Origin of the sequence: Streptomyces sp. NPDC047453 (genome assembly GCF_040643155.1) — a bacterium.
GTDB lineage: Bacteria > Actinomycetota > Actinomycetes > Streptomycetales > Streptomycetaceae > Streptomyces.
This window is the reverse complement of the sequence record NZ_JBEYTS010000009.1, coordinates 1-26,485: the sequence shown is the minus strand read 5'-3', so window position 1 is coordinate 26,485 and position 26,485 is coordinate 1. Positions and strand designations below refer to the sequence as shown.

Annotated in this window: 27 protein-coding genes and 4 pseudogenes; 15 read left to right on the top strand and 16 right to left on the bottom strand. The window is 69.2% G+C overall.

What is annotated here, in order from left to right; translation table 11 throughout:
* Positions 1–16 precede the first annotated feature (16 nt).
* Positions 17–2,002, bottom strand: a complete 1,986-nt coding sequence (locus tag ABZ818_RS11105; RefSeq protein ID WP_361412916.1) for an AfsR/SARP family transcriptional regulator — start codon at positions 2,000–2,002, stop codon at positions 17–19.
* 237 nt (positions 2,003–2,239) lie between these two features.
* Here ABZ818_RS11105 and ABZ818_RS11100 point away from each other — a divergent pair, with 237 nt between their 5' ends.
* Positions 2,240–3,118 (top strand): alpha/beta hydrolase, encoded by an 879-nt coding sequence (locus ABZ818_RS11100; RefSeq protein WP_361412915.1) that lies wholly within the window; start codon positions 2,240–2,242, stop codon positions 3,116–3,118.
* A 35-nt stretch (positions 3,119–3,153) separates the two neighbouring features.
* On the opposite strand, the gene ABZ818_RS11095 is transcribed toward ABZ818_RS11100, so the two are convergent.
* Entirely contained in the window at positions 3,154–3,501 is a 348-nt protein-coding gene (locus tag ABZ818_RS11095) for a VOC family protein (protein ID WP_361412914.1), read from the bottom strand.
* 147 nt (positions 3,502–3,648) lie between these two features.
* Here ABZ818_RS11095 and ABZ818_RS11090 point away from each other — a divergent pair.
* The 3 genes and pseudogenes from ABZ818_RS11090 to ABZ818_RS11080 form a co-directional block, all read left to right on the top strand.
* Positions 3,649–4,044: pseudogene (locus tag ABZ818_RS11090) on the top strand (transposase); the annotation flags it as partial.
* 667 nt (positions 4,045–4,711) lie between these two features.
* A pseudogene (locus tag ABZ818_RS11085) lies at positions 4,712–4,939 on the top strand (FAD-dependent monooxygenase); the annotation flags it as partial.
* Positions 4,940–5,073: 134 nt separating this feature from the next.
* Positions 5,074–5,619, top strand: coding sequence for an AAA family ATPase (locus ABZ818_RS11080; protein ID WP_361412913.1), 546 nt, complete (start codon positions 5,074–5,076; stop codon positions 5,617–5,619).
* Between the two features lie 40 nt (positions 5,620–5,659).
* On the opposite strand, the gene ABZ818_RS11075 is transcribed toward ABZ818_RS11080, so the two are convergent.
* Positions 5,660–6,280 (bottom strand): TetR/AcrR family transcriptional regulator, encoded by a 621-nt coding sequence (locus ABZ818_RS11075; protein ID WP_361412912.1) that lies wholly within the window; start codon positions 6,278–6,280, stop codon positions 5,660–5,662.
* A 48-nt stretch (positions 6,281–6,328) separates the two neighbouring features.
* Here ABZ818_RS11075 and ABZ818_RS11070 point away from each other — a divergent pair, with 48 nt between their 5' ends.
* On the top strand, positions 6,329–6,880 hold the full coding sequence (locus ABZ818_RS11070; protein WP_361413055.1) for a GNAT family protein: 552 nt from the start codon (positions 6,329–6,331) through the stop codon (positions 6,878–6,880).
* Positions 6,881–7,096: 216 nt separating this feature from the next.
* Here ABZ818_RS11070 and ABZ818_RS11065 read toward each other — a convergent pair whose 3' ends face one another.
* Positions 7,097–7,378, bottom strand: a complete 282-nt coding sequence (locus tag ABZ818_RS11065) for a pyrimidine/purine nucleoside phosphorylase (RefSeq protein WP_361412911.1) — start codon at positions 7,376–7,378, stop codon at positions 7,097–7,099.
* A gap of 181 nt (positions 7,379–7,559) precedes the next feature.
* Between ABZ818_RS11065 and ABZ818_RS11060 the strand changes: the two genes are divergently transcribed.
* Positions 7,560–9,065: a PucR family transcriptional regulator ligand-binding domain-containing protein gene (locus ABZ818_RS11060; RefSeq protein WP_361412910.1), complete on the top strand. Its 1,506-nt coding sequence runs from the start codon at positions 7,560–7,562 to the stop codon at positions 9,063–9,065.
* 171 nt (positions 9,066–9,236) lie between these two features.
* Positions 9,237–10,556, top strand: coding sequence for an MFS transporter (locus ABZ818_RS11055; RefSeq protein ID WP_361412909.1), 1,320 nt, complete (start codon positions 9,237–9,239; stop codon positions 10,554–10,556).
* Here ABZ818_RS11055 and ABZ818_RS11050 read toward each other — a convergent pair.
* Positions 10,553–11,020: a nuclear transport factor 2 family protein gene (locus ABZ818_RS11050; RefSeq protein ID WP_361412908.1), complete on the bottom strand. Its 468-nt coding sequence runs from the start codon at positions 11,018–11,020 to the stop codon at positions 10,553–10,555. The two genes, ABZ818_RS11055 and ABZ818_RS11050, sit on opposite strands and share 4 nt — an antisense overlap.
* A gap of 265 nt (positions 11,021–11,285) precedes the next feature.
* The gene (locus tag ABZ818_RS11045) at positions 11,286–12,185 is read right to left on the bottom strand and encodes an MBL fold metallo-hydrolase (RefSeq protein ID WP_361412907.1); all 900 of its coding nucleotides are present in this window, start codon (positions 12,183–12,185) and stop codon (positions 11,286–11,288) included.
* Between the two features lie 127 nt (positions 12,186–12,312).
* Here ABZ818_RS11045 and ABZ818_RS11040 point away from each other — a divergent pair.
* Positions 12,313–12,464, top strand: a pseudogene (locus ABZ818_RS11040) (IS5/IS1182 family transposase); the annotation flags it as partial.
* A 107-nt stretch (positions 12,465–12,571) separates the two neighbouring features.
* Positions 12,572–13,486: an NAD(P)H-binding protein gene (locus tag ABZ818_RS11035; RefSeq protein WP_361412906.1), complete on the top strand. Its 915-nt coding sequence runs from the start codon at positions 12,572–12,574 to the stop codon at positions 13,484–13,486.
* A 24-nt stretch (positions 13,487–13,510) separates the two neighbouring features.
* On the opposite strand, the gene ABZ818_RS11030 is transcribed toward ABZ818_RS11035, so the two are convergent.
* On the bottom strand, positions 13,511–14,344 hold the full coding sequence (locus tag ABZ818_RS11030) for an alpha/beta hydrolase (RefSeq protein ID WP_361413054.1): 834 nt from the start codon (positions 14,342–14,344) through the stop codon (positions 13,511–13,513).
* Positions 14,345–14,675: 331 nt separating this feature from the next.
* On the opposite strand from ABZ818_RS11030, the pseudogene ABZ818_RS11025 reads away from it, so the two are divergent.
* Positions 14,676–15,381, top strand: a pseudogene (locus tag ABZ818_RS11025) (SDR family oxidoreductase).
* Between the two features lie 136 nt (positions 15,382–15,517).
* Here the strand turns inward: ABZ818_RS11025 and ABZ818_RS11020 are convergent.
* Positions 15,518–15,934: an ester cyclase gene (locus ABZ818_RS11020; protein WP_361412905.1), complete on the bottom strand. Its 417-nt coding sequence runs from the start codon at positions 15,932–15,934 to the stop codon at positions 15,518–15,520.
* Between the two features lie 312 nt (positions 15,935–16,246).
* On the opposite strand from ABZ818_RS11020, the gene ABZ818_RS11015 reads away from it, so the two are divergent.
* The gene (locus ABZ818_RS11015; protein ID WP_361412904.1) at positions 16,247–16,978 is read left to right on the top strand and encodes an NAD(P)H-binding protein; all 732 of its coding nucleotides are present in this window, start codon (positions 16,247–16,249) and stop codon (positions 16,976–16,978) included.
* On the opposite strand, the gene ABZ818_RS11010 is transcribed toward ABZ818_RS11015, so the two are convergent.
* Both ABZ818_RS11010 and ABZ818_RS11005 read right to left on the bottom strand, forming a co-directional pair.
* Entirely contained in the window at positions 16,957–17,163 is a 207-nt protein-coding gene (locus ABZ818_RS11010; protein WP_361412903.1) for a hypothetical protein, read from the bottom strand. The two genes, ABZ818_RS11015 and ABZ818_RS11010, sit on opposite strands and share 22 nt — an antisense overlap.
* A 226-nt stretch (positions 17,164–17,389) precedes the next feature.
* On the bottom strand, positions 17,390–18,025 hold the full coding sequence (locus ABZ818_RS11005; RefSeq protein ID WP_361412902.1) for a TetR/AcrR family transcriptional regulator: 636 nt from the start codon (positions 18,023–18,025) through the stop codon (positions 17,390–17,392).
* A 115-nt stretch (positions 18,026–18,140) separates the two neighbouring features.
* On the opposite strand from ABZ818_RS11005, the gene ABZ818_RS11000 reads away from it, so the two are divergent.
* Complete coding sequence (locus tag ABZ818_RS11000) at positions 18,141–19,052, top strand: alpha/beta fold hydrolase (RefSeq protein WP_361412901.1); 912 nt, start codon at positions 18,141–18,143, stop codon at positions 19,050–19,052.
* A gap of 81 nt (positions 19,053–19,133) precedes the next feature.
* Here ABZ818_RS11000 and ABZ818_RS10995 read toward each other — a convergent pair whose 3' ends face one another.
* A complete protein-coding gene (locus ABZ818_RS10995) occupies positions 19,134–19,856 on the bottom strand; it encodes a CPBP family intramembrane glutamic endopeptidase (RefSeq protein ID WP_361412900.1) in 723 nt (240 codons plus the stop codon).
* Here ABZ818_RS10995 and ABZ818_RS10990 point away from each other — a divergent pair.
* Entirely contained in the window at positions 19,843–20,001 is a 159-nt protein-coding gene (locus tag ABZ818_RS10990) for a hypothetical protein (protein WP_361412899.1), read from the top strand. The genes ABZ818_RS10995 and ABZ818_RS10990 overlap by 14 nt on opposite strands.
* Before the next feature lie 224 nt (positions 20,002–20,225).
* On the opposite strand, the gene ABZ818_RS10985 is transcribed toward ABZ818_RS10990, so the two are convergent.
* Positions 20,226–20,567, bottom strand: coding sequence for a DUF5713 family protein (locus tag ABZ818_RS10985; RefSeq protein ID WP_361412898.1), 342 nt, complete (start codon positions 20,565–20,567; stop codon positions 20,226–20,228).
* A gap of 193 nt (positions 20,568–20,760) precedes the next feature.
* Here ABZ818_RS10985 and ABZ818_RS10980 point away from each other — a divergent pair, with 193 nt between their 5' ends.
* Positions 20,761–21,510 carry a class I SAM-dependent methyltransferase gene (locus tag ABZ818_RS10980; RefSeq protein WP_361412897.1) on the top strand — a complete coding sequence of 250 codons (750 nt, stop codon included), beginning with the start codon at positions 20,761–20,763 and terminating at the stop codon, positions 21,508–21,510.
* A 185-nt stretch (positions 21,511–21,695) separates the two neighbouring features.
* On the opposite strand, the gene ABZ818_RS10975 is transcribed toward ABZ818_RS10980, so the two are convergent.
* The 4 genes from ABZ818_RS10975 to ABZ818_RS10960 all read right to left on the bottom strand — a co-directional run bounded on the left by ABZ818_RS10975 (position 21,696) and on the right by ABZ818_RS10960 (position 25,309).
* Positions 21,696–22,940 (bottom strand): MFS transporter, encoded by a 1,245-nt coding sequence (locus tag ABZ818_RS10975; RefSeq protein ID WP_361412896.1) that lies wholly within the window; start codon positions 22,938–22,940, stop codon positions 21,696–21,698.
* 228 nt (positions 22,941–23,168) lie between these two features.
* Positions 23,169–24,191 (bottom strand): ADP-ribosylglycohydrolase family protein, encoded by a 1,023-nt coding sequence (locus ABZ818_RS10970; RefSeq protein ID WP_361412895.1) that lies wholly within the window; start codon positions 24,189–24,191, stop codon positions 23,169–23,171.
* A gap of 461 nt (positions 24,192–24,652) precedes the next feature.
* Positions 24,653–25,036: a VOC family protein gene (locus ABZ818_RS10965; RefSeq protein ID WP_361412894.1), complete on the bottom strand. Its 384-nt coding sequence runs from the start codon at positions 25,034–25,036 to the stop codon at positions 24,653–24,655.
* 120 nt (positions 25,037–25,156) lie between these two features.
* Positions 25,157–25,309: a hypothetical protein gene (locus ABZ818_RS10960; RefSeq protein WP_361412893.1), complete on the bottom strand. Its 153-nt coding sequence runs from the start codon at positions 25,307–25,309 to the stop codon at positions 25,157–25,159.
* 266 nt (positions 25,310–25,575) lie between these two features.
* Between ABZ818_RS10960 and ABZ818_RS10955 the strand changes: the two genes are divergently transcribed.
* A complete protein-coding gene (locus ABZ818_RS10955; RefSeq protein WP_361412892.1) occupies positions 25,576–26,394 on the top strand; it encodes an SAM-dependent methyltransferase in 819 nt (272 codons plus the stop codon).
* The last annotated feature ends 91 nt before the right edge of the window (positions 26,395–26,485 follow it).

Sequence of the window (26,485 nt, the reverse complement as noted above, 5' to 3'; positions counted from 1 at the left end):
TGCCTGCCCGCCGGGGTCAGCGCAGTGCCTCCTCCAGCGCGGCCAGTTGCTCCGCCACCGGCCCCATGGTGATCAGGCCGCTCCCGGCGCCCGCCACCTCGGTGGACGCGGGTACCAGCTGCGTATGCGCCCGCGCCATCATGTCCCGGTCCCCCACGGCGACCGCCGCTCGGGCGATCAGACACCACAGCGCCTCGAACATCAGGTCGCGTGGTGGTGACGAGATGGCGCGCAGCGCCGCACCGGCCTCCTCGGTCCGGCCGCCCTCCGCCAGCAGCAGGGGGCGGATCCACGGCTCGTACGGACCCCAGTCGGCGTTCTCGTCCACGCCGGTCGGCGGTGCCCCGTGCCGCAAGCGCACGCACAGCCGGGCCAGCGGCAGCAGTCCGCGTTCCAGCCCGGGCATCCCCGCGCCGCGCAGCGACCCGGCGGCCTCCTCGTAGGCGTCCTCGGCGGCCTCGCGCGAGCCGGTCGTGGCAGTGCGCAGCGCGCGGTACCAGGTCGTGAACACCGATGCCAGCGGCAGCTCGTGGCGATCCGCCAGCACACCCACCGCGCTCGCGTGCCGGTCGGCCGCAGCCAGGTCCGCCAGGGCGCACCGCGCCTGGATCCGGATCAGACGGCCGAGCACCTCGTACCGCACCAGGCCGTGATGGGTGGAGAGCGCCACGATCTCGCTGCCGATCGCGTCGCGGCGGGCAGCGAGCCCGGCCCGCCAGAACGACTGCATGAACGTCCCGTTGAGGGCGAACGCCAGGAGCGCGGCGTCGTCGAGACGCCGGGCGATCTCCTCCGCCTGCCTGGCGGCCCGGAGTGGGCGGGCAGGCGCCCCGGACGCCGGTCCGTCGACGGGCAGAGTGCCGCGCGACTCCACCGCGATGGTCGCCAGCAGGCGGCAGCGCGCCGCGTCGTGCGTACCCGGGGTCAGCGAGCGCAGGGTGCGCTCCGCGGAGTCCACCAGCCATCGGGCCTGCTCCGGATCGTCGGAGCGGGTCCAGACCGCGGGGACGTCGTAGACCCCGATGACGCGCGCCGTCAGCTCCGGATCGTCGAGTTGCTCCGCGGCCGCGACCGCGGCCACCCGGTGGCGGCGGGCGGCCTCCAGACCGCCCCCTCCGGTGACCGCGAGGTCCCGCATCAGACCCACGGTGGACTCCAGCCGGGTGCGGGCCCGCGAGCCCAGTGTGCTCTCGTACGCGGCCGTCGCCTGCGCCCACACCCGGTCCGCCGAGGCGCCGGCGTCGGGGTCCAGGTGGTCGGCCTGACGCAATACGTCCTCCTCCAGCCGTCGCAGCCGTGGGCCGGGGTCCACGCCCAACTGGTCGCGGAGCATGTCGCGGGCCCGGCGCAGCACCGACAATGCGTCGGCCTGCCGGCCCGACCGGTACAGGGCCAGCGCCAGCAGCCGCCAGGCGTCCTCGCGCCACGGGTGGTCGGTCACGTGCGCGTCGAGGTCGGGCACCGCCTCGGCCGCCCGGCCCAGGGCGATGCGTGCGTCCGCCCGGCGCTCGACGGCCTGCAGGCGCAGTTCGGTCAGCCGGGAGCGCTCCGAGCGCAGCCACCGCTCGTCGCCGAAGTCGGCGAACGCGGGACCCCGCCACCAGCCGAGCGCCTCGCCCAGGCCCTCCGCCACCCGGGCGGGACCGGCTTCCGCAAGGGACACCACGGCCTGCTCGAACCGCCACGCGTCGACGTCCTCCTGCGGTACGCGCAGCACGTAGCCGGATCCCTCTGTGATCAGCAGGCGCGGCGGCGTGCGGGGCGGCCGGTCGGGTTCCAGGGCGCGCCGCAGATCACCGACGAAGGTACGCAGCGAGCCGACGGCGTTGCCGGGCGGCTCCGCCCACAGGTCCTCCGCGAGCACGGAGACCGGGACGACACGTCGTCGGGCGACGATCAGCCGGGCCAGTACCGCGCGGTGCCGCGGCCCCTTGAGGCGCAGGGACTCCCCGGCCTCGTTCCAGGCGGTCACCGCACCCAGAACGCCGAATTCCACGCGCACCTTCCGTCCCGCTCCTCTCACTCGCTCTCGCTGACCAGGTCAAACCTACAAGCGTTCATTCGTTGCTGATCCGCGGCGCACATGCTGGTGACACCGGCCGGGGCGCACGCCGCCAGGGCCGAGGGCATGCAGGACGTGTCACGCGGAAGCAGGGACCGGTCCGCCCGGGGCCGGCCTGGCGCGTCATCGAAGCGGGCCCCGCCGAGGGTGCGGGGCCCGGGAAAGAAAGGCACCACCATGACATTCGGCATCAGGGGATTCGACTACCGGCGCGTGGAGGTGGCGGGCGGCGTGGAGTTGAACGTCGCCGTCGGAGGCTCCGGAACCCCCGTCGTGCTGCTGCACGGCTTCCCGCAGACGCACCTGATGTGGCGGCACGTCGCCGAAAACCTGGCCGCCGACCACACCGTCATCTGTCCCGACCTGCGCGGATACGGCGACAGCGACAAGCCTGCCGAGGTCGGGCCGGACGTCTACTCCAAGCGAACGATGGCGAACGACATCGTCGCCCTGGCCCGGGCGCTGGGGCACGACCGGTTTGCGCTCTCCGGGCACGACAGGGGCGCCCTGGTGGCCTTCCGTGCCGGACTCGACCACCCGGGCACCATCACCCACGTGGCCTGCCTGGACGTCCTGCCGACCCTGGACATGTGGGAGGCGCTGCACGGCGTGCGGGCGGCCGTGGGCTTCCACCTCTACCTCATGGCTCAGCCGCCCGGCCTGCCGGAGCGGATGATCGAGGCGAGCGCGGACGCGTTCTTCTCCTACTTCCTGGACATCTGGGCGAACGACCCAGAAGCCGTCCCGCCGGCCATCCGACAGGTGTATCTGGACGCGTGCCGCGCGGCCGTGCCGTCCATCGTCGCGGACTACCGGGCCTCTGCGGGCATCGACATCGAGCACGACAGGGCCGACCGCGCCGAGGGCCGCAGGCTGACCATGCCCGTCTCGGTGCTCCAGCAGGACTGGGGCGCGGCCCTCGGGTACGAGGCCGCCGCCCTGTGGGGCGCCTGGGCCGCCGACCTGAACCACTCGACCGTCTCCTGCGGGCACTTCATGGCCGAAGAGGCCCCCGACGTGATCGCGAAGTCGCTGCGCGACCTGCTGGCACGCTGAGTCCTCGACCGGGTCAAGCGTGCGGTGGCCCCGCGTCAGCGGTGGCTCAGGACGTTGACCACACGGCCGTTGGGGTCGCGGACGAAGAACCGCCGCACGCCCCACTCCTCGTCCTGCAGAGGGTGAACGATCTCCGCGCCGCTGTCCCGCATGATCGCGTAAGCCGCCTCCACGTCGTCGACTTCGACGCTCAGATCGGGGGTAACCGGGGCGGTCTTGTCACCGGTCATCACGCTGACCTGGGCCGACGGACTGGACGGCGAGGCAAGCGTCATGATCCAGCCGAGATTCATGACTTCTTCGAAGCCCAGCAGGCCATAGAAATCCCGGCTCTCCTCCGCAGCCTCTGACTGGATGATGGGCATGACACGGCGAACGGCCATCGACGACTCCCGAGGAGAACAGACAGACACGGATCCTGGACTGTCCAGGAGTACTACGTCCGGTCCGTCACCGCACGCACTTCCGCGACACGACCTAGTAGGGCTCCGTTAGGTCTTCTCGGCCCTGTTTGGGGCATGTTGGACGTTGTGGATGCACATGAAGTGAACCGTGCTCGGGCGAAGTTGGCGTTATTCGTAGCGGATGTCTTCGCATCGGTGCCACGCAAGGATCAGCGGGCGAAGGGTGACTGCTACCTGCGAGGGCTGATGCTGGATGGGCGGCGCAAGTCGATCCAGCCGATGGCGGAGCGACTGCCGGACGGCAACGAGCAGAACCTGCAGCAGTTCGTGAACCAGTCGACCTGGGATCCGATGCCGGTGCTCCGGCGCATCGCGGAGCGCATGGTGCCGCTGATCGGCCCAGATGCCTGGGTGGTCGATGACGTGTCGTTCCCCAAGGACGGGAAGATGTCGGTGGCGGTCGCGCGCCAGTACTGCGGGACGTTGGGCAAGCGGGCCAACTGCCAGGTCGCGGTCAGCGTGCTGGGTTGCGTGCACGACCCGGACGCGGTCGGGACCGCGCGCGAGCTGATCGAGGACATGCGTACGGAACTCGGCCGGTCCTGGACCAAGCCCGGTCGGTTCCTCGACGTGATGGCGGTGCGGGCCAGACGGCTGCCGCCGGCACACCTGCCGTGGTTCTGGGACACCGTGGGCCACCGGTTGATCGGCTACGGGAGCCGGCCTGCGGGCGGGCCTACGCGGCAGCGCGGGCGGCCGAGGCCGAGCACGGGCTGCCCGTGGATCCCGGCTATCGACGGGCCAATGCGCTGCTGTTCGCGGCGGGCGGGGCCATGCCGGCCAAGGAGTTCGGGGCGCATCAGCGGTACCTCACCCAGACGTTGGCCGGCCGCCGCGCACACGGCCCTCGGTGCGTTCCTGAGCGCATGGGCGGGCTCGTCGGCGGACCTGCCCGCGGATCTGGTGCGCCGGATACGGGCCTCCGCCAAGGCTGCCGGGCACGGCGACGAGGAGGTCGCGCGCATGGTCGGCGCGATCCTGTCGGTCGCACGCTCACCGGCGCCAGGGCGCGCGAGCAGCCCCCGGTGCAGGACAACGCGGCCGACGCCCATGGCACCGGGGGCCACCTTCCTCCCTCGGGGCCTTCGCACCTGGCGGCGATGATCCGCCCCGGGTGGCTCATCTCCGAGGGGACGGCGGTGGCTCAGCTCGCATGCTCGACGGAGCCGAACTCGGCCAGGCGATCGCCGACCACCCCGGCGACACAGCGACGGCCCTGGCCGCGTACGAGGAGGCGCTCTTCCCGCGCAGCGAAGCGTCCGCTACCGAGTCCGCCACCAGCCTGGAGACCATGTTCGGCGATCGGGGCCTGGAGCGAATGATCGAAGTCTTCGCCTCCCACCAGGAAGCCGAGTGACTCCTCGACCAGGTTCCCGCGTGGGGTGAAGCCGTCGTCTTCACTCCCTGCGGCGCCTGGCACCGGTGTCGACCGTTGGTCGTCCAGGCATAGCGTGTGAGCCAGTTGACGGTGATCCAAGACGGGAGATGTGCGTGATCATCTGGGTGAACGGTGCCTTCGGGAGCGGGAAGACCACTCTGGTCGACGAGTTGCACCGGCGCTGGCCTGCTGCTTTGGTGTACGACCCCGAGCAGATCGGATACGTATTGCGTGGCATCGTCGACGTGCCGACCGGGAACTTCCAGGACTTGCGCCTGTGGCGGCGGCAGGTGGTCAGCATGGCCGTGGGGCTGCTTGAGGAGTACGAACGTCCGGTCCTGACCCCGATGACGCTGGCCAACCCGCCGTACGTTGCCGAGGTCTTCGGGGCGTTGGAGGAAGCGGGGGTGGCCATCCACCACTTCTTCCTCAAGGTCCCCGCCGAAGTTCTGGCGCGACGGATCGACGCCCGGAGTGTGGCCCCGCACGATCCCGAGCGTGACGAGGCTGTCCGTCAGTGGTGCAGGGCCCAGATTGAGCAGTGCGTGGCCGCAGCGGACACCTTGCCGGCGGACACGGTCTTCTTGGACGGCGAGCGTCCCTGCCGGGAACTGGCGGACGAGGTCTTGACTCGCGTCGGTGTGAGCGTGAACTCGTAGGGACGGTTACCCACTTGCTCACCCTGCTCGGTCCGTGGCATCAGCATGAGGCCGCGTCGCCGTCACCGGACGGGGGCGGGGAGGCCAGCGTCGCCAGGTAGTCGTCGAGGAGCTCGATCTGGCGGTGGGGTGGGAACACCTCGGGGTCGAAGAGGGCCTGTACCACCAGACCGAGCACGTAGGACTGGGCCCCGGCCGCGATGCGGGCCGGGTCTCCGGTGGGCAGTTCACCCAGATGTTGGGCTGCGGCGACCAGGTCGCGCAGCTTGTCGCGGCTTCGCCCGTACTTGCGGGCGTAGTCGACGGTCAGCTCGGGGTCGGCGAGCGCGGCGTCCCAGGAGGACACCCAGATCCGGTTGCCGACAGTGGCCTCGCCGGTCAGCGGCAGGATGTCCAGCAGAGCGGCCCTCACGGCGGACATCCCTTCCCCCGCGGTACGCCGAAGGCGGGATTCGCTGCGCGCTTCGAGCAGGTCGAGGGCGTATGCGACCAGGTCGCGCTTAGTGGGGAAGTAGTGGGTGAGCAGGCCGGTGGTCGCGTCGAGTTCGGCGGCGACGGCGCGCATCGTCAGTCCGCGGAAGCCGTGCGCGGCCAGCACCCGCCAGACCGCTTCGGAGACGTCGCGGCGGCGGGCCTCGTGGTCCCCCTTGGTGCGTGGCATGCTGCTACCGTACATAACCATAACGCTTGTTGTGTGAATGGGGTCACCATGTTCTCCCTCCCGCTGCGGGACAACGCCCACCTGCGTCCGCTCGAGATATGGCACGCCGAGGAGTTCGCCGCCCACATGGACCGGGCTCGCGAGCACATCCGGCCGTGGGTCGGGCCGGCGTTCGTCACCGACGATCTCGACGGTGCGCGGGCCACGTTGCGCCGGTACGCCGAACGCCAGGCCGCGGACGGCGCCCGCCTCTACGGAATCTGGCTCGACGACGTGCTGGTCGGCGGCGTGATGTTCGTGGCCTTCGACGCCGCCTGGGGTTCGTGCGAGATCGGCTGCTGGCTGGAGCCGGCCGCCGAGGGCCACGGCCTGGTGACGGAGGCGTGCCGCACCTTGCTGGAGTGGGCGTTCACCACCCGGGGGATGCACCGGGCCGAGTGGCACTGCCGAGCCGACAACGAGCGCAGCTCTGCCGTGGCCAAGCGGCTCGGCATGACACACGAGGGCGTGCGGCGCGAGTACTGGCCCTACGGCGGCACCCGTCACGACAAGGAGATCTGGGCGGTCCTCGCCCCCGAATGGCGCGCCCATCGCCAGTGACCGCGAACCCCGGCGCGCACATATCGGCGGTGGCCACTGGTCACCGCCATGGGCGCTCACTCACGCGCGGAAGCCTTGGGAACAGCGCAGGGAGCCCGGGGGAGGCCGGCGCCCGGCCCGGTCATGGCCGGACGCCGGGCGGTTCCCGCTTCGGCGGAGGTGCTCGTCATCCCGTCGGCATGCAGAGACCGCCGAGCGTGTCCGGGCGGGGGAAACTCAGGTGTAGGGGCAGAGGTAGGCAACCGTGTCGGAGATGCGGACGGTGAAGGACTCATCCCCCTCGATCTGGAAAGTGTCGCCCTCGCCGAAGGTCTTCCACTCCGACGAACCGGGGAGCCTGACGTCCCAGGAGCCGCGGATGAGGATCATCCACTCGCGGGTCGGGGCCTCGAACGTCCACTCGCCCGGCTCCATGACGCCGACCGTGAACTTGCCCTGAGTATTGGCGAATTCAAGGCTACGTACCTGGCCCTCGTAGTACTCGTTCTGCTTGATCAAATCGCTTCCCTTCCCATGCTGTGCGTCTGCCGCCGCCACCGCGGGTTCGCTGTCGCGGCGCATCCGGTTCCGACGCCTGGACGCTATGGTGGCCCGGACTGCGGCAGCCATCTCCCCGGCGTACAAGTCCGCCGGTTGAGATGGCCCCTCGGGTGATGCGGGGCCCTCGTACGATCCCGCCATGAACCACACAGCCCACGCGCTCACTGTGGCCGGTGTCGCCGGCCTTGAGGGTCTGCACCTCGCGGTCGAGCACGCCGGGTCCCGGATGGACGCCGTCGTCGCAGCACCCCACGCCGCCGAGCTTCCGCTCCCCGGGACATGGCTCCAGGGAGGCGAGATCGTCATGACGAGCGGAGCCCTGCTCGGCACGGAACCCGAGGCGTGGGCGGGCTACATAGGTGAACTCGCCCAGCTCGGGGCGGCGGGGCTGATCCTGGGCATCGGCCCCCGCGCGCCACTGCGTGAGGTCCCGGGTTTCCTGGTCGACCTGGCCCGGGAGCACGACCTCCCGCTGCTGTCCGCGCCGGCCACGACGGCCTTCCCGCACATCACCAAATCGATCATCGCCCGGCAGGTCGAAGCCGAACGCGTCACCGTTCAGGACTCCTTCGCGCTGCAAGTGCGACTGACCCGGATCGTCGCCCGCGGCGGCACCGTCGACGCGCTGCTGCAGGAGTGGCAGCGCTCGACCGGGGAGCACGCGGGAGTCTTCGACCGTGTCGGCCGGCTGCTGGGCAAGAACCCCGGACTGCCCGCCGCGGCCGCCGAGGCGATCGCCACGCGCGTGCGGGCGAATCCGCCCGCCCTGGGCCGCTGCGAAAGCGTCGCCGTCGACGGCACACCCACCACCATGGAGGTGTCCCCGTTCGCGGGAGAGACGACCGTACGCGGGTACCTCGCCCGCTGCGACGGCGGTCTGTCCATGGCCGACCTCGCCGTTCCCACCCTGCTGTCCCTGCTCGCCCTGGAGTTCGAGCGGCGCTGGTTCCTCGACGAACCAGAACGCCGCCGGCGCGCCCAACGCCTGGCGCGCCTGCTGACCCTCGACGACGACACACGGGCCCGCGCCTTCCTGCGGGGGCTGGGCATCAGCGCCTCCACCCTGTGGGGTGTGGTCGTCGAGGCGACGTCGCAGACCCATGCCGAGGTGCTCCTGGACGATCTCGCAGTCGTTCTCGGAACCCCCCTGCTCAGGGTGCACGAGGGACTCGTCGAAGGCCTCGCGACCCAGGACCCCAAACGCCTGCTCCAGGAGTACGGGGTGGACGCACCGGTGGGCGTCGGGACCGCCGTCTCCCCCGCCGGCGCCGCCCGCACCCTGCGGCAGGCCCGGGCGGCGCTGGAGACGAGCAAGCGCATCGGCTCCCTCGTGGGCTTCGTCGACGGGGCCGCCCACGAGTTCCTCCTGCGTGTCGCCGACAACGAGTACCTCACCGCCTTCGCCGACGCCGTCCTCGCACCGATCGACGCGACCGCCAACGGCGACGTGCTCCTCGAGACGCTCCACACCTGGCTGGCCGAGAACCGCTCGGTCGAAGCGTGCGCCCTCCGTCTCGGCGTGCACCGGCACACGATCAGGAACCGCGTACACCGGCTCACCCAGATCACCGGCCGCAGCCTGGACAACGTCGACGCGCAGACGGAGTTCTGGCTGGCGCTCAAGGCGCGCGGCTTCAGGGACTGACAGCCATGTACGCCATGGACAACGCCGTCATCGAGCCAGTCCGGCAGGGCGATAGGCCACCGCGCCGTCCCTGGGAATCGTAGGGCCCCATCGCATACCCAGTGGCCCTCACCGCTTCCGGATGCCCCCTCGCCGAGCCATGCCGGGCCATTCGGAGGAAGGAGACCCCCGTTGTCCGTCCCCACCCATGTCGCAGCACCGCAGGACCAGGACCGTGCGGTCCTGCGTCGCGTCATCGCTGCCAGCGGCCTTGGCACCCTCATCGAGTATTTCGACTACGCCTCCTACAGCTATCTCGCCACGACCATCGCCGCCGTCTTCTTCCCCTCCGCAGACCGATCCGTCGCCCTGCTCAGCACGTTCGCCGTATTCGGGCTCGCGTTCCTCGTCAGGCCCTTCGGCGCGCTGCTGTGGGGTGTCCTCGGAGACCGGCTCGGCCGCAAGCGCATCCTGGGGACCACCATCGTCCTGATGTCCGGGGCGACCTTCGCGATCGGCCTGGTCCCGGGCTATTCCGCCATCGGCCTCGCCGCCCCCGCGCTCCTCCTACTGCTGCGGATCGTCCAGAGCTTCTCCGCCGCCGGCGAATACGCGGGCGCCGGAACGTTCATCGCCGAGTACGCCCCGGACAGAAGGCGCGGACTGCTCACCGGTTTCGTCCCGCTCAGCTCCGGAGCGGGCTTTCTCATCGCCTCCGTCATGGCGACCGTGATGTACGCGAACCTCTCCACCAGCGCCGTGGAGTCCTGGGGCTGGCGGCTGCCGTTCCTCGTGGCCGGACCGCTGGGGATCGTCGGCCTCTACCTGCGGTTCCGGATCGAGGACACCCCCGAGTTCCGTAAGCTCGCCGAGCGGGAGAAGGCCGCATCCGTCGAGCCCCGACGCAGCCGGTCGTTCAAGACCTCCGTGCCCAAAATGGGGCGCCTGCTGCTGGTGATGGCCCTCAACGCCGGCGGCTACTACCTGCTCCTCAGCTACATTCCGACCTACCTCATCGAAGAGACCGGCATGAGCGAGGCCGACTCCAACCTGGTGGTCACCATCGCGCTCACCTGCTACATCGCCATCATCCCCTGCACTGCGGCGCTGTCGGACCGGTTCGGCCGCAGAAGGATGCTCCTTGCGGCATCCCTCCTCCTGACCGTGCTCAGCTATCCGCTGATGATGGTGATGTCCCTGGGCGGAATCGCCGTCTCGACCGTGGTGCTCGTCGTCTTCCTCGCCATCTTCTCGCTCAACGACGCCGTCTTCCCCGCCTTCTTCGCCGAGACCTTCACCACCGGCTCCCGCTACCTCGGCTTCGCCCTCCCCTTCAACGTCGGCGCCGCGCTCTTCGGCGGAGTGGCACCCTACGCCGGGACATGGCTGATCTCCTGGACCGGCAGCCCCTACTCCCCCGCCTACTTCCTCATCGCGGTCGCCGTCCTCTCCCTGGCCGGCGTCATCGCGTCCCCCACCACCGCGCAGAACCAACTCCAGCCCGAGAACTAGAAACCCAGGTCACTCAGTCCCGGGTGGTCGTCGGGACGAGGGCCGAGGGGCCAGTGGTACTTGCGTTCCTCCTCCTTGATCGGGAGGTCGTTGATACATGCCAGGCGGACCCGCATCAGGCCCTGCTCGTCGAATTCCCAGTTCTCGTTCCCGTACGAGCGGAACCAGTTGCCCGAGTCGTCGTGGCACTCGTAGGCGAAGCGTACGGCGATGCGGTTCCCCTCGAAGGCCCACAGCTCCTTGATGAGCCGGTACTCCTGCTCCCTGGTCCACTTCCTGGTGAGGAAGGCGACGATCTCCTCGCGCCCATTGACGAATTCGGCACGGTTACGCCAGCGACTGTCGACCGTGTAGGCGAGGGCCACACGCTCGGGGTCCCGGGTGTTCCATGCGTCCTCGGCGAGGCGAACCTTCTCGATCGCACTCTCCCGGGTGAACGGGGGAACAGGGGGCTTCGAGGCCATGAATTCTCCCAGAGCGTCACGGTTTGAAGATCCGGCGCCCGCCTCCGCTGTGTACCGGCCAGGCAGGCCAAGCAGTCGGAGGCAAGCAGGCGTTCGGCGATTCATTCCATACCGATCACCCGCGTGATCGCAACAGTGGCTCTGAGGCGGCCGGGCTGCGCATTCAGGTCACTCGGCGGCCGTTCTTGTGCTCTCAGCCGACAAGTTGCTCATCCGGAACCAGGGGGTGAAGGGCCAGGCGCCAGGAGAATGCGGCGTAACGCCCTCACCGCCATGCCGCCCACTCCTTCACCGCGAAACGGTCGCCGACGCGTCGCACTTCGGCTGCGCCCGGCCCGGGGAAATGCGCGGGGAACAGCAGGGCGCCCCGGTCCGCGGCCTCCCCCAGCACCCGGCGTCGGCTGATCCGTGCGCGGGGTTCGTCCTCGTCGAAGCTGGAGCAGTCGTCCGGCTCCGCGATCTGCAGTGGGCTGTGCCACAGGTCCCCGGCGAACACCGCTCGTTCCGTGCCCGACCGCAGCCATACGACGGAGGATCCGGGCGTATGGCCGGGGGCGGGCTCGATACGGAGCTGGGTGTCGATGTCGTGGTGGTCGCCCTCCCACAGCACGGTCTGTCCCGCCTGGTGCACCGGAGCGACGCTGTCCTCGAAGACGTTGGCCATCGGGCGGCCGGAGCGGGTCCGGTGTCCGTTGGCCGGGTTCCAGTAGTCGAAGTCGGCGCGCGAGATGACGCACTGGGCGTTGGGGAAGGTCGGTCGCCACGCTCCGTCGTCGGTCAGGCAGGTGTTCCAGCCGACGTGGTCGCTGTGGACATGGGTGCAGATCACCGTGTCCACGTCCTGCGGGTGGACGCCCGCTGCGGCCAGCTCTCCGAGGTAGTCGGTGTGCAGATGGTGGAAGGACGGCATGGCCGGGCGCTCCCGGTCGTTGCCGATACCGGTGTCGATCAGGATCGTCCGGCCCTCACTGCGGATGAGCCAGGTCTGGATCATCATGTGGACCTCGTCGGCGGCCGGGTCCAGGAAGGTGGGGGTGAGCCACTTCTCCTGCGCCTGCCAGTGCTCGACGGGCACGTCGGGGAAGACGTAGTCGCGGGCGCGGCCCTTGGCGGGCAGCTCCACCACACGGGTGATCTCCACGTGTCCGAGCGCGATGGTGTCCATGTCCCCAGCCTGCGTGCCGCCTGGCGCGGGCGCCATCGGTCACGTGACCGCACGTCGGAGGCCCCTGGTCACAGCCTCGGTCACTCAGTCGGGCTCACGAGTACTCACGGGATATCCGGCTATGGACGGTGATCCGTGGCGTGCCTTCCACGACGGTACGGGAAGCGGAAGACGGTGTACGAGCGGCAGCGCCGGTCGTCGGTGGACGGCACATGGGAGAGGGGCCTGCGGTACGTCCAGGCAGACGCTGACGCTCAGGGCGTGGTCGACTGGAGCATGGCGCTCAAGGGTCCGCGACGGCTGTGTGGGCGATCCACCGAACAGCCTTGAGGGGACCGTCCCGAGCGGATCGTGCGCCCCGGTCCGGAAGGCAGGAGGCGATTGCCGTGCACGTCCAACCCATTCTTGTCACTGGCGTTGGTGGCGGCGTCGGCGGAGTCGGGCGAACGGTCCTCGACCGCTTGCATGCGGAGGGCGTGCCTGTCCGGGCACTCGTGCACCACGACGACGAACGGGCCACGGCCCTGCGGGCCATGGCCGGCATGGACGTGGTGGTCGGCGACCTCACCCGTGGCGCCGACGTGGTCGAGGCACTGGCGGGCTGCCACAGGGCCTATTTCGGGATGAGCGTGTCACCCTCGTACCTGGAGGCCGCGACGACGGTCGCTGCGGCCGCTCGGGAGGACGACCGCCTGGACCTGCTGGTGAGCATCTCGCAGATGACGGTCTCGCAGATGGACCTCACCAGCGATACCGAGTCCCACCAGCAGCGGCTGCACTGGCTGAGCGAGCACGTCCTCAACTGGTCGGGGGTGCCGGTCGTCCACGTCCGGCCCACGGTGTTCATGGAGAATCCGCTCTTCGCCCAGGTCGCCGTCGCCTCGATCCTGCGGGACGGCACGATCCGCCTCCCGTTCGGCAACGCCCGGACCTCCCCGGTCGCTTCAGCCGATGTGGCGGAGGTCATCGCACACCTCCTGCTCGACCCGGCTCCGCCGTCCGGCCGGGTCTACGAGCTGACCGGGGCACGCTCCCGGGACATGGCCGCGATCGCGGCCGAGTTCTCCACTGCCCTGGGCCGTACCGTGACCTATGTCGACGTGCCGTACGAGGAGTGGCTGGAACACGACCTCAAGAAGCTGGACCTGCCACCCCACGTCTTTGAGCACGTCGCCACGATGGCTCGGCTGCACGGCGAGGGCCGGTACGACCGGGCCACCGACGACGTCGCCGAGCTCCTCGGACGCCCCCCGCTTGGGTTCGACAGCCTCATCAGGAACATCCCCGCGCTGCGGTCGTAGCCAGATTCGTCCTGGAAAGCCTGGTCAGGGCTGTGGTGCTGCGGTCCCCGCTGCACGCGTGTCCGTGTTCGAGGAGGCCGCCCGCGATGTGGGGGCGGAGTCGGCGTCCACGGCGGCTTGGAGGACGAGGTCGGTGACCGCGTCGGGATGGGAGATCATGGCCACGTGGGAGGAGTCGATCTCCACCGTGTGAGAACCGGCGCGCCTCGCCTCGAAACGTTCCAGATCCGGGTTGATGCTCTTGTCCTGCTTCGCGACGAGGGCCCAGGACGGAATGGACCGCCATGCTGCCACCTTGGCCTTCTCGGAGAACGCGGTTGCCGCGGCAGGCCGTTGGGTGGCTGCCATCAATTTCGTCATGCTTTGCGGCAGGTCGGCGGCGAAGACCTCGTGGAGCTTGTCCGGCCGGATGTACAGGTCGGTTCCGCTGACGCCGCCGGCTCGGTATGGGACCGATCTGGTGGCGGTGGCGAGGGGAGAGGGGAATCGGGCGGACAGTGCGTCGCCGCTCTCGCCCTTGTCGGGCATCAGCGCTGACACGTACACCAGGGACCTGACCCGGGGGTTGCCGGCTGCCGCCGAGCTGATGACGGCGCCGCCGTACGAGTGACCCACCAGCACGATGGGGCCCCTGATGCTGTCCAGCACCGAGGCGATGTAGGTGGAGTCGTTGGACAGACTCCGCAGCGGGTTGGCGGGCGCCACGACCGTATAGCCGCGGCGTTCGAGTCGCGCGATGACACCGTTCCAACTGGAGGCGTCCGCGAACGCCCCGTGCACCAGGACCACGGTGGGTTTGCCGCCGCTCGTGTCGCCGCCGGCGGCCATCGGGGCTGCCGCGGACGTGCACAGAACCATCGCGCACCCAGCGACCATGAAGAGTGTCCGACTTGTGCGACGTATGAGGCCGAGCACCACAGATGCCGTCATGCAGGCCTTCCTTTCCATGAGGTCCCCCGCCTCCCGAGCATTGCTCCATCCGCGGCGTGAGGCCCGGCGGCGGGGGCCGCCAGGGTGAGACGGGCGGAGCATTCAAGTGAGAGAACGGGCCACAGGTTTCCGAGCGGTCTCACACGTCCACTTCATTAACAATGCGGCCTGGTCCGGCCGGTGGCCACGACGCTTCCCTGCTCGGACAGCCTGTCGACCAGCGCATGCCGACCAGAGGAAAGCAGGCGATGATCCGGTTATGAACCCGCTGCAGAGGGTCGCGATCATCACCGGCGCCTCCCAAGGGATCGGAGCTGCTCTGGTCACGGCGTATCGCGAGCTTGGCTACGCTGTCGTCGCGACGTCCCGCTCCATTGGTGAATCCGGCGATCCCGATGTGCTGGCTGTCCCGGGCGACTTGGCCGTACCGGGCACCGGTGCCCGTATCGTCGAGGCGGCCCTCGCGCAGTTCGGCCGAATCGACACCTTGGTCAACAACGCCGGAGTCTTCGTCGCCAAGCCGTTCACCGACTATACCGACGAGGACTACGACTTCATCGCCGGCGTGAACCTGCGCGGCTTCTTCGAAGTCTCCCGCAGCGCCGTCGCGGCGATGCTCTCCCGGGACGGCGGCGGGCACGTGGTGAGCATCTCCACCAGCCTGGTGGACCATGCCAGTTCGCAGTCGCCCTCAGCACTCGCGTCGCTGTGGCGTGAATGCGGTCACCAAGGCGCTGGCGATCGAGTACGCGGCCCGCGGCATCCGGGTCAACACCGTCGCGCTCGGCGTCATCAGCACCCCGATGCACCCGCCCGAGACGCGCGAGGCCCTCGCCAAGCTGCACCCGATTGGCCGGATGGGTGAGATTGGCGATGTCGTCCAAGCGGTCGTCTACCTCGAGAACGCTGCGTTCGTCACCGGGGAGATCCTGCACGTCGACGGCGGTCAGAGCGCTGGGCACTGAGCATGGGGCCGTTGCCGGAAGTCGACGACGGGTTGAGCGCCCCCGTCATCCCTAAAGTGCGGCCCGCACCAAACCGCCGACGCCTGACAGCGGCGTCATCATCTCCGCCGGAACCTGGTAGCGGCGTCCCAGCTAGTCACATCTCGGCGAGGCCGAGTTGACGCAGCATGCCGAGTTCGTCGCTGCTGCCCCAGCGTTCGACGAGCTTTCCGTCGCTGTCGAAGCGGCTGATCTGCATGCCTCGGTAGCGCACCTTCTTGCCGGTCGCCGGTTGCCCCATCAGCGGTCCCAGGTGCGTCCCGGTGATGGTGTAGGCGAAGGCCAACTCATCGTCGGTAGCCACCAGATGCTCCACTTCGACGTGCAAGTCGGGAAAGGCCGCTCGCAACTCGCCGAACATGGCCTTGTACCCTTCGGGCCCCGGCACCTGTCCTGGGGCGGGATCATGGTCGATCGAGTCGGGTGTGACGATCTCGTCGAGGGCGTCGAGGTTGCCGGTGACGACGGCCTCTGCGAAGGCAGTCTGTGCGGCGATGTTTGTCTGCTGGGACATATGTGCTCCTCCGGCGCGGCCGGCGACCGGCTTGTCCGTCGGCTGCGAAGTCCACGCACCTAAGCGGTATTGGGACCGTATACCAGCCATACGCCCCCAGCATGTCTAGTCGGCAGCACTGCACACCTGCGGGCTTCTCACCGCCCCATCGGCCACCCGACATGGTGCGGGCGGCATGCGCGGTGCTCGGCGCCGTAGCAACCTGGAGGCATGGCCGTGATCCGCCCGCGATCACGCGCCCGTGGTTGGCGGCGTGGGTCGGGTCACTGCGCGGGGTGACGACCCGCGCTGACGCGCGACGAAAGGTGCCCCATGAAGTGCGCAGTGATCGGTGGTACCGGCCTGATCGGGTCGCAGGTCGTGAAGAAGCTCAACGCGGCGGGACATGAAGCCGTGCCTCTCTCGCTGTCCACGGGCGTGGACGTGATCACCGGCCAGGGCCTGGAGGAGGCGGTGGCCGGCGCCGACGTCGTCATCAACCTGACGAACTCCCCGACCTTCGACGAGGCTTCCCTGACGTTCTTCCAGACCTCCATGGACAACATCCTGGCCGCCAGTCACAAGGGCCGGGTCGGGCACGTCGTCATCCTCTCGATCGTCGGCACCGACCAGGTGCCCGACCTCGTCTACTACCAAGCCAAGACCCTGCAGGAGAACATCCTCAAGGCCGGGCCGATCCCCTACTCGATCGTCCGCGCCACCCAGTTCATGGAGTTCATCGACGCCATCCTGTCCTCGACCACCGAGGGCGACATCGTCCGCCTGCCCAGCACCCCGATCCAGCCGATCGCCGCCCAGGACGTCTCCGACACCGTCGCGGAGGTCGCCGCCGGCTCCCCTTTGAACAGCACCCGCAACATCGCCGGGCCCGACGTCTTCTCCCTCGACGAACTCGGCCGGATCACCCTGAACGCCCACCCCGACGGCCGTACGGTCGTCACCGATGACACCGCGGGCATGTTCGCCGCCGTCCACGGTGACGCCATCACCGCCAAGGGCGACGCCCGTATCGCCCCCACCCACTACAGCGACTGGCTCTCCTGAACCACTCCGGCCCGCACCGCGGTCTTGTGTGCCGCGCGGATCCGGGGCTCCGCGGCGATGAGCGGGATGCCCGCATTGTGGCCGCGATACGACCAACTCCTCGTCCTGAGAGCGTCTCCGTGGTTGGGTGCGTCGATCGCGTCGACTGCGAAGCCCTCGGCGGCGTAGCGGCGTGCGCGGGACACGGTGGCGGGGGCCGTCTTGTGCTGCCTGCCGCCGTGGCCCAGCAGTTATCAGGGGGCGCGTGCCGCAGGCGCCTTCCGGCGTCCACAGGCGCTCCCTAGGCCATGCGAAGGAGGGAGCCCCGATTCGTCACAGTGCTGATCGGTCTCACCTCCTCGTATGTGCGGTGGTGCACGGCGGCGCCGAAGCTGTCACGCGGCCGGTGCAGCCGGCTCGGGGGTTCGGACCTCACTCCCGCGTCCGCGTCTCCGCGTCGGTGAGGCTTCCTTGGAAGATCCGGTCCAGGTGGTGGTTCAGGACTGTGGCGGCCGACTCCGCGCTGCGCTGGCCGACGAGGATGCTGGTGCCGAGTCCTGCGGACATGGCGAGCAGGCTGACGGCTTCCAACTGCGCGTCGACACCGGGCTGAGTGAGGTCACTCGCCTCTGCCTGCCGGAGGAGTTCGGCCAGGGCGCTCTCGGCGGCATCAGGGTTCTTGATGAAGGGCTGGTCGGCGAGCGCTCGGTCCGTGACGGACAGCACGGCGTACGAGGTGTAGACGAGGTGGAATGTGCGACTCTCCTCGTCGGTCGGCAATGCTGCCATCAGCATCGCCTCGATCAGCGCGCGCGGTCCCGGATCGCGGCCGGCGGCCCGGACCCGGGTGGTGACCCGTTCCCCGAACCTCTCGGCCAGATGCTGCAGCCCGTAGAGCAGCAGCTTCTCCTTGGTCTCGAAGTAGTACTGCACCAACCGCAGTGACACGCCCGCTTCCGCTGCCACATCGCGCATGCTCACGGCATGCAGCCCGCGTCGCACCGCCACCCGAAGGAGCGCCTCCGCGATCTCGGTACGCCGCAATGCGTGGTCCACGCGCTTGGGCATCGACCGTTCCTCCGCTTGTTGTCTCCGATGGTCGGCTCTCAACCTTGATGATACAGGCGTACCAACAACGTGATACATTCGTACCATAAAGATTCCGCACCCGGAGGTGGCCGCCGTGTCCCAGACCGCGACCCGCACCCAGGCCGATGTCGGCCGCTTCGTGAGCGATGCCTGGCGAGACAGGTACTTCGCGGCCTGCGACGCGGTCTATGCACTGGGAGCGCCCGCTCACGAAGAGACGGACGTGGAGACTTCCTTCGGCACCACGCACGTCTACAGGTACGGCCCCACGGACCCGGCCGCCCAGTCACGCACCCCCGTCGTCCTGGTGCACGGAGCGGGCTCCTGCTCTGCCATGTGGTACCCGAACACCCCTGCCCTCAGCTCCGGCCGCCCGGTCTACGCGATCGACACCCCTGGCGACCCCGGGCGCAGCGTCCAGCGCGAGGCCATACATCAACCCGAGCGCGCTGCACGGTGGCTGGACGAGACACTTGCCGGACTCGGCCTTGAACGCGTGCACTTGGTCGGCTCCTCCTACGGCGGATGGCTCGCCCTGAACCAAGCGCACCGCAGGCCCGACCGCCTCGCCTCGGTCACCCTGCTCGACCCCGGCGGCCTGGAGAAAGTAGGTCTGCGCTTCTTCGTCTGGATCTTCGCCGGTCTCTTCGCGACCTTCGCACCCCGGGCGCTACGCCCACGTCTGGCAGCCTGGCTGGAACAGCCGGTCCTCATCGTGCCGGAGCTACGGGCCATGATCAGACTGGGCGTTCGCGCCTACCGTATACGCCGCCCCGCCCCACTGCCCCTGCCCGAGGTCGAACTGTCCACCGTCCAAACCCCGCTCTACCTGGTGCTCGGCAAGCGAAGCCTCCTGGTGCACCCGCAAAGGCAAGTCGAGCGCGTGCCACGGCTGGTACCGGGCGCACGAGCCGAGATCATCTCCAACACCGGCCACGGACCGCAGATCGACCACGCGGACGACGTCAACCGCCGGATGCTGAGCTTCATGGACTCCGTCGACTGACAGCCGCCGGGGCGAACCGTCAAACGGCCTGCACCGGGCAGGACATGGCGCAAGTCAAGCCGTTGGCCGTGCAGGCCCTGGTCAGCGCAGGATGAGCACGGCCAGGATCCCGATCACCGCGTTGGCGGTTACGTGCACCAGGTATGTGATCAGGATGCCGCCGCTGCGCACACGCATGATGCCCAGGACGAGGCCCCAGGTTCCCGCCATGATCATGCCGATGATGCCGGAGGGGAAGCCCGCGTAGTGCGCGGCTCCGAACAGCACGGCTTGCAGCACGACAGCGGGCCTGGTGCCCCAGACCGCGGCGAGTTCGGTCAGCAGCACTCCCCGGAAGAGCATCTCCTCCCACACCGGGTTGACCAGGGCAAAGGCTACGATGCCCAGAATCGCGAGCCCGACCGGGAGGCGCCGCAACTCCTGTAGGTACTCGCCCGGTTCGGGGCGCACGGCGAGTGCCCATGCCGTGAGTGCCGCTGCGCTGAACAGTACGGTGGCCAGCCCCAGCCAGGGAGCCTCGGGCGTCAGTGATCCGCGCGTCAGCCACGGAGTTGCCGGGCGCAGAGCAGTGCTGCGGCCGACCAGCAGCAGGCATCCCAGAGGGAGTACGCATGCCAGGACCGTGGTGACTGCGGGAGGCCAGCCGGAGAGGATCCCCGTAGCGGAGCACCCGAAGAACGGGCCGATGAACACAGCCGCGCGGAACACCGCCGGCGAGCGCAGAAAGCAGGCGGTGATGATCAGTACGCCTGCGACTGCGCCGACGATCACCGTCCGTCCGGGAGCCTCCGTGCTGATCGGCAAGACCGCGCAGATCCCCAGAGCCACCATGCACGTGCCGGCGAGCGTTTCCGTGCGGGTGGAGGCAGTTCCTGTGGTGGTGGCCTGCCTCAACGGCGGCGAGTCTTCGGCTTCTGAGGCCATCACGCGGCTCCGGTCGGCTTGCTGACGGGCGGACAGTCAGATCATCGCGCCTACGTGACACGAAACACGCCGAATTTCGGCTGCTGACGTGCCGTACTTCCAGCGATACGCCCGGTCCACGGCGCGCCGTGCCAGCGGCCTTGCGGGATCTGACGGGACTCCGAACCGCCCTTCCCCGTAGCCCTCGAGCTGCTCAGATGACGGCGGCGTCAGCCGTTGAGGGCGGGCAGCGGGTTTTCCGGTCCCCGCTCACCAATCCCGGGTGGCGATCAGCTTCTCTGCGTCTGCGTCCGCGAACCCGTAGGCCGACGCGACACACCAGAAGTCCTCAGCGATCTCCTCCCGCGCAACCGTCTCGATCTCACTTCCGGCTGCCTCGAACTCCGCCTCCAGCAGGTTGAACTCCTCTGTCGCGGCCCGGGTGAGTGCGTACAGGGCCGCCAGATCCGACGGCTGCTCAGCCTCGACCCGCTCGCACAGCCGCAACAGGATCGCCTTGCCCTTGTCAACAACGTGATCAGGGAAGTACGGGTCCGCGTACAGCTGCCTCAGAAACGCGTGTCCCGCCACTTGCTGATTGGTGATCGGCATAGCGCCCCCATCCCTGTAGAAGGACTGATCTGCCGATCATGCACCAGACCACTGACAAGACGCCGTCGCCCATGTATGCCCCGCGGCACGAGCGCAGGGCACCTGCTGGCAGTCGGGATCCGACGCGGGCTTGAACGAGGGATGCCCCATATTCGAGTGAGCCCGCGGGATGGGTGTGCGTAGGGTGGCGGGCGTGGATCCAGCTGACTTCTACTCCGGCATCGTCACGGAGCTCTACCGGCCGCTGAAGTCCGTCTCCCAGGACCCTGAGCCGTACGTCGCCTTCATTCGGCAAGTCGGCGTGCCGGCATTGGAGTTGGGATGCGGGGACGGCGACCCCCTACTGGAACCGCGCCGACGCGGCCTGGAGGTCGAGGGCGTCGACTCCTCCGCGGACATGCTGGAGCGCCTTCGGCGCCGGGCGGATGAGCAAAGCCTCCTCGCCACCGTGTTTCACCAGCGCATGGAGGCCTTGAACCTGCCCCGCCGCTATCGGGCGATCTTCCTCGCCGGGCCGACCTTCACCCTGCTCCCGGACGACGCCACCGCTCTGGCCGCCCTGCGCGGCATCCGCGCTCACCTGGCGGACGACGGCGCCGCGCTGGTACCCCTGTTCACCCCCGTACCGACCCCGGCCGAACAGATCGGCCGCGTGCGCACGGCCGCCGCACCCGACGGCGCCGAGCTTCGGGTGTCCGTCGTCGCCGAACAACGCGATGAGACAGCTCGGACGCAGACGACACTTCTGCGCTACGAACGCCACCACGGCTCCGACAACAGCGTTGTGGAGCGCCCCTGGGTCTTGCACTGGTATTCCCGCGATGAGTTCGAGGAACTGGCCAGGACCGCCGGCCTGGCCGTGACCGCGGTCACCGATCCGCACGGCAAGCCTGCCCACGCCGACGCCTCCGACCTCCATTTCCGGCTCCAGGTCGCCGCCTGAGCGACTCCACTCCGGTCGCCCATAGACCTTTGACGTCTCGTCAGCAACGGGCGGTGAGCAGGCCGAGGTCGAGCAGACTCCGCCCGCCGGCGGTGACGGCGTCCTCGGTGGAGCCGGGTATCCTGCCGTCCATCATGGCCTTGATCAGCTGCAACGAGCCCGACAGATGTCGGCCCAGCGGCCTGTCAAGTGAGGCTCGTAGCCTGTTTCCCTGTGTTCTGGGGTGCGTTCTCGCGGCGCGGGAGCAGCAGCGGAGTCGCCAGGAGGAGCACTCCGGCGGCGGCGATCGCGATGCGGGGGCTGGTGACGGCGGCAAGCAGACCCCACACGGCGGTCAGGACCGCGATGGCGGCGCTGCTGCTGACCGACCAGGCGGCCAGGGTGCGGGCGACCCGGTCCGGGTCGGTGTGGTGGAGCCGGTAGGTGGCCAGGACCGGGTTGAACACCCCGCAACAGGTCACAAGGCCGAGTTGAACGGCCATGACGAGCACCATCCCGGAGACGCCGGGTTGGACGAACGCCAATCCGACAGGCCAGCACGCACGCAGTACCCCGAAGGTCAGCATCACCCTGCGCTGCCCGGACCGCGCCACGAGTCGGCGCGCCAGGCGTGAGCCGACGAGGCCACCGACGCAAGGGACCGCGAACACCAGACCGTACTGCCAGGGTGCGAATCCGAGGCGGCCCAGGAGAAGTACGGCGAGCAGCGGTTCGGAGGCCATGATCAGGCCGTTGACCGCGATCGTGTTGAAGAACAGCGGACGCAGCGCGGGGTGGGCAAGGATATGACGCCATCCTTCGAGCAGATCGCCGGCTCGCAGCCGCGGTGCACCGGTCCGCGTGGGGCGCGGTTCCGTCCCTCCGATGGCGCGGATGCCCAGCGCGGAGAGCAGGTAGCTGACCGCATCGGCCATCACGGTCGTCACCGGGCCGAACAGCCCGATCGCGGCGCCGCCGAGCGGTGGTCCGACCATGGTCGCGGTCCACGTCGTGGACTCGAACCGGCTGTTCGCGACGAGCAGGTCCTCCGGTGGCAGGAGCGCCTTCAGATACGCACCGCTGGCCGCGGTGAAGGCGATGTTGGCCGCGCCGACGACGACGGAGACCACGAGGAGCTGGGCGAAGCTGAGCCGGCCGAGCGCGAACGCCGCAGGGACGCTCATCAGAGCCGTGAACCGGATCAGGTCCATCGTGATCATGACGGGCCGCTTACGGCGGAACTCCACCCACGGACCGAGTGGCACCGCCAGTACCGCCCCCACGGCCCGCCCCGCAGCCGACAGCGCCGCCACCTGGGTCGGACCGGAGTGCAGCACGAGGACCGCGATCAAGGGAAACGCACCGAACCCGAGCCCGGTGCCGTACGAGCTGACCGCGTACGCCGCCCACAACCACCCGAACCGCCGCCCCAGCCCCCGCCGACCTGCCATACCCGAAGCGCCTCTCGCCGATCTGAACAACCACACGCTGACCATCGGCATCAAACCGAGTGGCGGACGTCGGGATCAAACAACCGATCGGCGGGGAGACCACAACCATTCGTTGTACCAATGGCCTGGCCGGTGGGGATCTCGATGCTGTGCGTACCTTCGTGGCCGCCGTGGATCGGGCGACGGCTCGCGCGGCTGTCTTGCTGCGCGACTTCCTGACGACCCTCCCTAGGCGTCCCAGAGCTCTCCCAGGGCCAGCAGCTCGGCCCGGTACTCGATCCGGTCGGCCCACTGAGCGGGCCAGGCGTCCGCGCCCAGCCAGGCGCCCGCGAAGGCGCCGGTGAGGCAGGCGATCGAGTCCGAGTCGCCGGAGGAGCAGGCGGCTCGGCGAAGGGCGGTGACAGGCTCGTCGGGGAAGAGCAGGAAGCACAACAGGCCGGTGGCGAAGGCCTCTTCGGCGATCCAGCCCGCACCGGTGGCCAGGCACGGGTCGGTCTCCGGTGAGACGGTGCGCACGGCCTCCTGGAGCCGGTCGAGGGTCTCCAGGCACTCGTCCCAGCCGCGCGCGATGAAGTGCTCGGGGGTCGGGTCCTGGGAGCGGGTCCACAGGTCACCGAGCCAGGTGTGGTGGTAGCGGGTGCGGTTGCCGCAGGCGTACGACCGCAGTCGGCCGACGAGTCCCACGGGGTCGGCGCCCTGGGCGAGCAGGTGCACTGCGCGGGCGGTGAGGTCCGAGGCTGCCAGGGCCGTCGGGTGGCCGTGGGTGAGCGCGGACTGCAACTGGGCGGCACCGGCGCGCTGTTCGTCGCTGAGTCCAGGCGCGAGCCCTATGGGGGCCACGCGCATGTTGGCGCCACAGCCCTTGGAGCCGATCTGGCTGGCCTCCTGCCAGGCCCGTCCGTCCACCTTCAGCCGATGACAGGCGGTCATGCAGGTCCTGCCCGGGGCCCGGTTGTTCTCCGGCGACTGGTACCAGTCGACGAACTCCTCGCGAAGCGGCCGCTCCAGCCGCTTCGAGGTGAGCAGGCCGCGGTCCATGGCGGTCCTGAGTGCGTGTCCGAGGGCGAGGGTCATCTGCGTGTCGTCGGAGACGAACGCGCGCTTCGGCAGCTCCATCTCCCGCCAGGGACCGCACTTGCCGAGGATCGAGGGCACGTCGTTGAACTCGGTCGGGAAGCCGAGGGCGTCCCCGAGGGCGAGCCCGATCAGCGCTCCGGTCGCGGCGCGCTTGCTCACCGTCGTCGTGGTCATACAGAAGCCCCTTCCCCCACTTATCGTCAAGACGACAATAAGCGGGAGGAGGTGCTCCTCACAACCTCCCGACCCGACCCGCTGTCGGTGGGTCGTGCCTTGTGCGGTGACTCGCTGGATGACCTTGACGGCGACGTCGGGGCGGTCGACGTTGGATGTAGTGGCCGCTCCCGGTGGCGGTGCTGATGCTGCGGCTGGAGAGCACGAGCCACTGGTGCCGGCCTTCGGTCCACATCCCCAGGGCGGGTCCGTAGTCAGGGACCTCGGCGTACTGGGACTCGTCGCTCCGGTGCCAACAGCCCCACCTACGACCTCTACGCGTGGGCGCGCCGCCTCAACATGCGCTGCGGCCCGTCGATGAGAAAGGCGGAACTCAAGCGCAAGCTCGGGCACTGACACCGACGGGCAATCCCCCGGCCTCACTCGAACGTCCGAGCGGCTCGGCGCCAGCACGCACGTGGTCAGAGGGGCTGGAGCCTAGTGTGCAGGAGGCAGAATTCGTTGCCCTCCGGGTCGGCCAGGACGTGCCAGTTCTCGGCGCCGGTCTGGCCGACGTCGACGGGCCTGGCGCCGAGAGTGAGCAGCCGCTCCAGCTCGGCGTCCTGGTCGCGGTCGGTGGGGTTGACGTCGATGTGCAGTGGGAGCTTCCCGGTCCGCGGGTTGCTGCTGGGGCTGAGGACGAGGGTGGGCTGCGGGCCGCCGAAGCCGGCGTCGGGCGGCCCGATCTCGATGCTTCCGTCGTCTTCCCGGCCGAGTTCGACGTAGCCGAGGACCTCGCTCCAGAAGGCGGCCAGCCGGTCGGGGTCGGCGGCGTTGATGACCAACTCACTGATGCGGCATGCCATGCCCGTCAGTGTATGCAGAGGGCGACGCGCTATGCGATCGCGTTTTCAGGCCGGACGAGTTCACCTACGACGCCGACCAATGAGCGAGTCCTCCTCGCCCCATGACAGGCAACTGCGCTATCAGACGGTGGCTTTGGCCGCGCCCCTGGTGAGCAGTTTGTCGCGCAAGGATGGCCACTCGTCCGCGAGCACGCTGTAGTAGAGCGAGTCACGGCGGGTGCCGTCCTGGCCCTCGCGCACGCTGCCCCCAGCGCGCCGCGCGAACTCGCCCATCTGCACAACCTCGCGCGCGACACGTGACCGCTTCGTTTGGAGCCGCTGCTCGCTCAGACGCCCATGGGAAGGAGCTGGACCAAGCCGACCCAGTTCTCCTCATCCGCCTCGGTGTGGACGCCACGGGCCTTCCAACGGCCGGCGGGCAGCAGTGGTGCTGTCGTATGACGAGGACCGGACGTCTGCCGCACTGAGGTCGAGCCGATTGGCTGTGGACCGACCGAAAGTGATGGTCAGCGGGCGACGTCGCGGGCAGGATGGTCGCCATGACGGATGAAGGCTCCTCCATCGACTCCACCAAGCCCAGCATCGCCCGCGTCTACGACTACCTGCTCGGCGGCAAGGACAACTACGCCGTGGACCGGGAGATCGGCGACGTGTTCAAACGAGACCTTCCTGGTTCGGTGGCCATCGCCTTCGCCAACCGTGCGGCTCTGACCCGGGCGGTCGGGGAGATCGTGACGACCACCGACGTACGGCAGTTCATCGACCTGGGCAGTGGTCTTCCGACCGCCGACAACGTCCACCAGGTCGCACAACGCCACGCTCCGGAGTCCCGGGTCGTGTACGTCGACACCGACCCCCAAGTGCTGGTCCACGGTCGGGCACTGCTGGAGGAGAACGACCGGACCCGCGTCGTCCCGGTCGACGTACGGAACCCCGAGGACGTCCGTACCCACCCGCACACCCTGGAGCTGATCGACTTCGATCGCCCCGTCGCCGTCGTGTTCAGCGCCATCCTCCACCACGTCAACGACGAGGAGGACCCGGCCGGAATCGTCCGCTACTGGCGCGACCAGGTGCCCTCGGGGAGCTACTTCTTCGTCAGCCACTTCCGTTCCGGCAACAACGCGGAGACAGCGGAGGCCGAGGGAGTCCTCCAGCAGACCTTCGGCCGCGGCCGGTGGCGCACCGACGAGGAGATCGAATCCCTGCTGGACGGCCTGGAGATCCTCGACCCCGGGATCGTCCCCGCACCCCTGTGGCGTCCCGACGTGACCGAAGGCCCGTGGAAGGGCAACGGCGAACGGGAACTCACCGTCTGGGAGCGCCTCATCGCCGCCGGGCTGGCCCGGAAGGCCTAGGGTCTGTGCCGAGTTGAGATCTTCATGTGAGGCTGCGGAGCCAGATGACCGCGCCGCGTAAGTGAAGTCCGGCGAGGTAGCTGACCGGGGT

Bases quoted from the DNA above. Each gene is read 5' to 3' on its own strand.
- ABZ818_RS11100 (WP_361412915.1), top strand. From the start codon at position 2,240: ATGACATTCGGCATCAGGGGATTCGACTACCGGCGCGTGGAGGTGGCG.
- ABZ818_RS11095 (WP_361412914.1), bottom strand. From the start codon at position 3,501: ATGGCCGTTCGCCGTGTCATGCCCATCATCCAGTCAGAGGCTGCGGAG.
- ABZ818_RS11075 (WP_361412912.1), bottom strand. From the start codon at position 6,280: ATGCCACGCACCAAGGGGGACCACGAGGCCCGCCGCCGCGACGTCTCC.
- ABZ818_RS11070 (WP_361413055.1), top strand. From the start codon at position 6,329: ATGTTCTCCCTCCCGCTGCGGGACAACGCCCACCTGCGTCCGCTCGAG.
- ABZ818_RS11060 (WP_361412910.1), top strand. From the start codon at position 7,560: ATGAACCACACAGCCCACGCGCTCACTGTGGCCGGTGTCGCCGGCCTT.
- ABZ818_RS11050 (WP_361412908.1), bottom strand. From the start codon at position 11,020: ATGGCCTCGAAGCCCCCTGTTCCCCCGTTCACCCGGGAGAGTGCGATC.
- ABZ818_RS11045 (WP_361412907.1), bottom strand. From the start codon at position 12,185: ATGGACACCATCGCGCTCGGACACGTGGAGATCACCCGTGTGGTGGAG.
- ABZ818_RS11030 (WP_361413054.1), bottom strand. From the start codon at position 14,344: ATGGTTCTGTGCACGTCCGCGGCAGCCCCGATGGCCGCCGGCGGCGAC.
- ABZ818_RS11020 (WP_361412905.1), bottom strand. From the start codon at position 15,934: ATGTCCCAGCAGACAAACATCGCCGCACAGACTGCCTTCGCAGAGGCC.
- ABZ818_RS11015 (WP_361412904.1), top strand. From the start codon at position 16,247: ATGAAGTGCGCAGTGATCGGTGGTACCGGCCTGATCGGGTCGCAGGTC.
- ABZ818_RS11005 (WP_361412902.1), bottom strand. From the start codon at position 18,025: ATGCCCAAGCGCGTGGACCACGCATTGCGGCGTACCGAGATCGCGGAG.
- ABZ818_RS10985 (WP_361412898.1), bottom strand. From the start codon at position 20,567: ATGCCGATCACCAATCAGCAAGTGGCGGGACACGCGTTTCTGAGGCAG.
- ABZ818_RS10975 (WP_361412896.1), bottom strand. From the start codon at position 22,940: ATGGCAGGTCGGCGGGGGCTGGGGCGGCGGTTCGGGTGGTTGTGGGCG.
- ABZ818_RS10970 (WP_361412895.1), bottom strand. From the start codon at position 24,191: ATGACCACGACGACGGTGAGCAAGCGCGCCGCGACCGGAGCGCTGATC.
- ABZ818_RS10965 (WP_361412894.1), bottom strand. From the start codon at position 25,036: ATGGCATGCCGCATCAGTGAGTTGGTCATCAACGCCGCCGACCCCGAC.
- ABZ818_RS10960 (WP_361412893.1), bottom strand. From the start codon at position 25,309: ATGGGCGAGTTCGCGCGGCGCGCTGGGGGCAGCGTGCGCGAGGGCCAG.
- ABZ818_RS10955 (WP_361412892.1), top strand. From the start codon at position 25,576: ATGACGGATGAAGGCTCCTCCATCGACTCCACCAAGCCCAGCATCGCC.